General features: G+C 71.7%; 5 protein-coding genes. 1 reads left to right on the top strand and 4 read right to left on the bottom strand.

The genetic code is table 11. From position 1 onward, the window contains the following. Positions 1–29 precede the first annotated feature (29 nt). Complete coding sequence (locus tag E2E34_RS30220; RefSeq protein WP_244316267.1) at positions 30–1343, bottom strand: DUF445 domain-containing protein; 1314 nt, start codon at positions 1341–1343, stop codon at positions 30–32. 215 nt (positions 1344–1558) lie between these two features. Here E2E34_RS30220 and E2E34_RS30215 point away from each other — a divergent pair, with 215 nt between their 5' ends. Then, on the top strand, positions 1559–2851 hold the full coding sequence (locus tag E2E34_RS30215) for an SGNH/GDSL hydrolase family protein (protein WP_138905049.1): 1293 nt from the start codon (positions 1559–1561) through the stop codon (positions 2849–2851). Positions 2852–3073: 222 nt separating this feature from the next. Here the strand turns inward: E2E34_RS30215 and E2E34_RS30210 are convergent, their stop codons facing one another. The 3 genes from E2E34_RS30210 to E2E34_RS30200 all read right to left on the bottom strand — a co-directional run bounded on the left by E2E34_RS30210 (position 3074) and on the right by E2E34_RS30200 (position 5829). Then, the gene (locus tag E2E34_RS30210; RefSeq protein ID WP_425573408.1) at positions 3074–3895 is read right to left on the bottom strand and encodes a DUF1707 SHOCT-like domain-containing protein; all 822 of its coding nucleotides are present in this window, start codon (positions 3893–3895) and stop codon (positions 3074–3076) included. Between the two features lie 128 nt (positions 3896–4023). Then, positions 4024–4989, bottom strand: coding sequence for an ABC transporter ATP-binding protein (locus E2E34_RS30205; protein ID WP_138905048.1), 966 nt, complete (start codon positions 4987–4989; stop codon positions 4024–4026). A gap of 6 nt (positions 4990–4995) precedes the next feature. Continuing rightward, positions 4996–5829: an ABC transporter permease gene (locus E2E34_RS30200; RefSeq protein ID WP_244316263.1), complete on the bottom strand. Its 834-nt coding sequence runs from the start codon at positions 5827–5829 to the stop codon at positions 4996–4998.

Raw genomic sequence — 5829 nt, 5'->3', positions numbered from 1 at the left:
CCCACCTCACCGTCCGACGGCCGCCCCGCCTAGCCGCCCACCGCGTGCGACACCGTGTAGATCAGCAGGCCCGCCAGCGCGCCGACCACCGTGCCGTTGATCCTGATGAACTGAAGGTCCCGGCCGATGTGCGCCTCGATCTTCTTCGACGTGTGCTCCGCGTCCCAGCCGGCCACCGTGTCGCTGATCAGCGAAGTGATCTCGCCGCGGTACGTCGTCACCACGTACACCGCCGCGTCCTCCAGCCACCCGTCCAGTTTCCCCTGCAGCCGTCCGTCCGTCGCCAGCCGCCGGCCCAGGGAGAGCAGCGAGGACCGCACCCGCAGGCGCAGTTCGCTCTGCTCGTCCTCCGCCGCCGAGATGATCATGGTGCGTACGGACGCCCACGCCGAGGCGATCACGTCCTGCACCTCGCCCCGCCCCAGGATCTCCGACTTCAGCCGCTCCACCCGCGAGCGAGTGTCCGCGTCCGACTGGAGGTCGGAGGCGAAGTCCGTCAGGAAACGGTCGATCGCGCCGCGCGCCGGGTGGTCCGGCTCGTCGCGCATCTCGGAGATGAAACGCAGCAGTTCCTTGTAGACGCGGTCGCCGACCTTGCGGTCCACGAAGCGCGGCGTCCAGCCCGGCGCACCGCCCTCGATCGCCTCCATCACGGAGTCCGCGTGGTGCACAAGCCAGGCGTAGGCGCGGGTGCAGATCAGGTCGACCGCGCGGTCGTGCGAACCGTCCGCGACGATGCTCTCCAGCGCCTTCCCGATCCCCGGCGCGACCTCCGCCGCGTCCGCCCGCCGCGTGATCGCCTCACCGACGACCGCCTGCACGTCGGAGTCGCGCAGGACGGTCAGCGCGCCGCGCAGGGCCGTGGACAGTTCCTCCGTCACCCGGTCGGCGTGGTCCGGCTCCGCGAGCCAGGTCCCGACGCGGGAGCCGACGCCGATGGCGCGCAGGCGGGTGCGTACGACGTCCTCGGAGAGGAAGTTCTCGCCGACGAAGGACCCCAGCGTCGTGCCCAGCTGGTCCTTCTTCGTCGGGATGATCGCGGTGTGCGGGATGGGCAGGCCCATCGGGCGTTTGAAGAGGGCCGTCACGGCGAACCAGTCCGCCAGCGCGCCCACCATGCCCGCCTCCGCCGCCGCCGCGACGTAGGCCGGCCAGCCGTCGATTCCCGACCGCTCAGCCCACGTCGCCAGGACATAAATCACAGCGACCAGGAGCAGCAGCCCGGTGGCGGTCGCCTTCATACGGCGTACGCCCTGGCGCTTCTCTTCGTCGGCCGCGCTGTACGCGAAGGGCGGGAGCGGGGCGGCAGCGGGCCCGGGCCCGGAAAACCGCTGGTCGGACATGTCGTCAGTTCCCGTCGTCTTGCGATCCATCCGCTCCACCCGTCCGCCTGGCACGCCGTCTCGTACGCACCGTCTCGTACCTGAATTTCCCTACCTGACCTACTCGTGGAACGCACGGGGAGTTCCCGGCGTCTACCAGGGCGGTGCAATGGCGCATCATGGAGTGAGTTCGAACGGAGCCTCGGGCTCCCTGCGCCCGAGGAGATACACCGAGCATGACCAAGCGCAACGGTTATGCCTTGCTCGCCGCGCTCGCCGCGGTGGTTGTCCTCATTTCGGGGGCCATATTCGCCGGAGCGACGCTCGGCGGTCACGGCCCTGACGACGACACACAGGCCCGTCCCCGCACGCCGCTCCGTTCCGCGGCACCCGCCACCTCCGCGTCCTGGATCGGCACCTGGTCCACCGCGCCCGCCTTCGCCGAGCCCGGTACGGAGCAAGGTTTCCCCGGGCGTTCGATTCGTAACGTCGTACACACCAGCATCGGTGGCAGCAGCGCCCGCATCACCCTCTCCAACCTCTTCGGCGCACAACCGCTGCGCATCACCCACGCCTCGATCGCCGTGGCCGCCACCCCCGGCGCCCCGACCGCCGCGAACGGCACGATGCGCCGCCTGCTCTTCGGCGGCTCGCCCTCGGTCGTGATCCCGCCCGGCGGACAGGTCGTCAGCGACCCGGCCCTGTTGAAGGTGCCGTACGACGGGGACCTGCTCGTCACCACCTACTCCCCCACGCCCAGCGGCCCGGTGACGCACCATCCGCGGGCCCGCCAGACGTCCTACCTCGCGGAGGGCGACCGCACCGAGGACCCGCTCGGCACCGCCTACACCGGGCAGACGCCGTACTGGCGCTACCTCACGGCCGTCGACGTCCTGAACGGCAAGGCGGAGGGCGCGGTCGTCGTCATCGGTGACTCGATCACCGACGGGGTCACCTCCACGGCCGGCGCGAACCGCCGCTGGACGGACGTCCTCGCCGACCGCCTCGACGGGCGCTACGGCGTGCTCAACACGGGCATCAGCGGCAACCGGCTGCTCAGCGACGGTACGGGCCCGAGCGGCCTCGCCCGCTTCGACCGTGACGTGCTCTCACGCTCCGGCGCCAAGGCGGTCGTCGTCGTCCTCGGCATCAACGACATCCTGCGGCCGCCGCACGAGCTCGAACCCGCGCGCATCACGTCGGGCCTCGAACAGCTCGCCCGTCAGGCGCGGGCGCGCGGCCTGCGCGTGGTCGGCTCGACGATCATGCCGTTCGAGGGCACCCGGGCGCACAACCCGCGGCTCGAAGCGGTGCGGGACAGCGTCAACGAGGTGATCCGCACGCGCGGCATCTTCGACGCGGTGGTGGACTTCGACGCGGCGCTGCGCGACCCGTACGCCCCGGACCGGCTCCTGCCCGCGTACGACTCGGGCGACCACCTGCACCCGAGCGACGAGGGCTACCGGCGCATGGGCACGGCGTTCGACCTCGCCGCCCTGAACCGGAGCGCGGACGCCGCGGGGGTGTGAGCGCGGAGCGGCCGGGCGCGGCCGGGCGCCGCGCGGTCCAGCCGAACGCGCTCACGGCGGTCAGCCGGAACCGCTCGGCGCGGTCCAGCCGCGCCCGCTCGTCCCGGTAGGCCGGATTCGCTCCTCGCGGTCAGTCGGTACCACTCCGCGCGGTCGAGTCGGATCCGCACGTCGTGGTCGGTCGGACCCGCTCCTCCCGGTCAGTCGCACCGCACGTCGCGGTCAGTCCGACCCTGATCCGGACCAGGAGTCGGACCCGGACCCGGACTCGGACGAGGAGTCCGACGAGGAGTCCGACGAGGAAGCGGACCCCGACGTGGAACCGGGCTTGAGCCGGGGCTTGGCGCCGGACCGGGACCCGGACTCCGCCTCCGCCTTCCTCGCCAGCTTCTCCTGCTTGCGCGCCTCCTTGAGGCGCTGCCTCTCCGCTCGTGTGATCTTGCGTTCGACGCCCACGCCGCCCATCAGCGCGAACCCGGTGATCGTCACGCGCGGCGAGTCCGGCGCCACCGGCTCCGTCGACTGCGTGGTCAGGTCGCCGAAGCCGCCCATGAAGCCGACGCCCTTGACGTTCACGTCCAGGCCCGGCGGCACCGTGACCGCGATCCCGCCCATGATCGTGAAGCAGCGGATCACGGTGTCGCGCTCCTCGAAGCGCGCCTCGCGCAGGTCGATCTCGCCGCCGCCCATCATCGCGAACCCCGTGAACCTGCGGCCCACGGTCCACGTGCCCTTGCGGCCGAAGCCGCCCCAGAAGGCGAACCCGCCACGCGAGGTGGCCGGGCCGCCGATCCGGCCCGCCCAGGAGGCCGGCGCACCGGACGAGGCGGCGGCCACGGCGACCGGGACGGCCGTGCCCGGCACCGGCAGGTCCCGGACCAGCGGTTCGAGCTCTCCGTGCGTGCGCGCCTTGTAGACGGCGTCCAGGCGCTCGTCGAACTCCTCCATGTCCAGCCGCCCCTCGGCGACCGCCTCACGCAGCACCTCTGCCACCCGCTCGCGCTCGGCGTCGGAGGCGCGCATCTCCGGAAGTCCACTGGTCATACGTTCCAGCCTAGTCAACTCAACGGCCCTGTCCCAGCGTTCGCGACGGCATCCGCGGCCGGGCCGGAGGTGCCGGCCCCGACGTTCACAGCGCCGACCGGCTGGGCCGGCGGTTCCAGCCCCGGCGTTCACAGCGTCGACCGGTCCGCGTACATCTTCGCGATCACCGCCTCGATGTCCGGCTCCCGCACCGACAGGTCCACCAGCGGATACCGCTGCGCCACCGCCGCCACCAGCGGCGCCGCCGAAACCGACGCCGGGAACGCCAGCCACTGCCGTGGACCCTCCACCCTCAGCACCCGCGCCCCCGCCACCTCGACCGGCGGCAGCTCGCGCTCCAGGTCCACCACCAGGGTCCGTTCGCTCTCGCCCACCTCGTGGAGTCCGGCGAGCGCCCCGTCGTACACCAGCCGCCCGTGGTCGATGACCATCACGCGCTTGCACAGCTGCTCGATGTCCGTCAGGTCGTGGGTCGTCAGCAGCACCGTCGTACCGCGCTCCGCGTTCAGGTCGCGCAGGAAGTCGCGCACCTTCGCCTTGGAGATCACGTCGAGCCCGATCGTCGGCTCGTCGAGGTACAGCACCTGCGGGTCGTGCAGCAGCGCCGCCGCGATGTCGCCGCGCATCCGCTGCCCCAGCGACAACTGCCGCACCGGTACGTCCAGCAGCTCACCCAGGTCGAGCTGTTCGACGCAGCGGGCCATGTTGGCCTTGAAGCGGTCGTCGGGGATGCGGTACATCCGGTGCATCAGCCGGTACGAGTCACGCAGCGGCAGGTCCCACCACAGCGTCGTCCGCTGGCCGAACACCACCCCGATGTGCCGCGCCAGCCGCGTCCGCTCCCGCGCCGGGTCGATGCCCGCGACCCGCACCCGCCCGCCGCTCGGGGTGAGGATGCCGGTGAGCATCTTGATGGTGGTCGACTTGCCCGCGCCGTTCGGCCCGATGTAGCCGACCATCTCACCGCGCGGAACCGCGAAGCTGATCCCGTCGACCGCCCGCACCCGTGTCTTCTCGCGCCGCAGCCGGCCCGTTCTGCGGCGTACGTCGAAGACCTTCTCGACGCCGTCCAGCGCGATGAAGTCACTTTCCATACGGCATCAGCTCCCCGTACTGCGGTACGAACGAAGGCCCACCCGCCACGCCGCCCCGGCCAGCGCGCAGCACACCCCCGCCACCAGCGGCGGCAGGAACGCGAACCAAAACGGCAGGTCGAGGGGGTACGGCAGGTCCAGCACGTACAGCGCCGGAAGCCAGTTGACGAAGGCCAGCGGCAGCACGAACGTCACCCCGCGCACGAGGTCCTTCGCGAAGACCGTCGGCGGGTACTGGAGCAGCGTGGTGCCGCCGTACGTGAAGGAGTTCTGCACCTCCGACGCGTCCTGCGCCCAGAACTGGAACGCAGCGCCCGCCACGAACACCGACGCGAAGATCACCGCCCCGCTCAGGATCATCACCGGCACCAGGAGCACCTTCAGCGGCGTCCACGCGATGTCCAGCACCGCCAGCGCGTACCCGAGCACCAGCAGCCCCTGCGTGATCCGCCCCAGCCTGCGCAGCGCGAAGCGGTCGGCCGCGATCTGCGCGAGGACCGGGACGGGGCGTACGAGCAGAGTGTCGAGCGTGCCGTCGCGCACCCGTCGGCCCAGCCGGTCCATGGACCCCATCACCAGGTCGGCCAGCCCGAAGGCGGCGCCCGCCGTCCCGTACAGGAAGGCCACCTCGGGCAGCGTGTAGCCGCCCAGCGCGTCGACGTGGGAGAACATCAGCAGGATGGCGACGAAGTCGAGGCCGGTCGCGGCGAAGTTGCCGAAGGCCGCCATGGCGAAGGAGGCCCGGTACGCCATCGTGGAGCGAATCCACATCGCCGCGATCATCCGGTACGCCCGGACCCCGGCCCGCAGCTGCCCGACGGCACCGAGCTTCTCCCCCAC

The sequence above is a fragment of the Streptomyces albidochromogenes genome, from assembly GCF_005981925.1.
Classification (GTDB): domain Bacteria; phylum Actinomycetota; class Actinomycetes; order Streptomycetales; family Streptomycetaceae; genus Streptomyces; species Streptomyces albidochromogenes.
This window is presented reverse-complemented; position numbering and strand designations above follow the sequence as displayed.

Excerpts from the sequence above, each read along its gene's own strand:
- E2E34_RS30215 (WP_138905049.1), top strand. The coding sequence starts at position 1,559 with ATGACCAAGCGCAACGGTTATGCCTTGCTCGCCGCGCTCGCCGCGGTG.
- E2E34_RS30210 (WP_425573408.1), bottom strand. The coding sequence starts at position 3,895 with ATGACCAGTGGACTTCCGGAGATGCGCGCCTCCGACGCCGAGCGCGAG.
- E2E34_RS30205 (WP_138905048.1), bottom strand. The coding sequence starts at position 4,989 with ATGGAAAGTGACTTCATCGCGCTGGACGGCGTCGAGAAGGTCTTCGAC.
- E2E34_RS30220 (WP_244316267.1), bottom strand. The coding sequence starts at position 1,343 with ATGTCCGACCAGCGGTTTTCCGGGCCCGGGCCCGCTGCCGCCCCGCTC.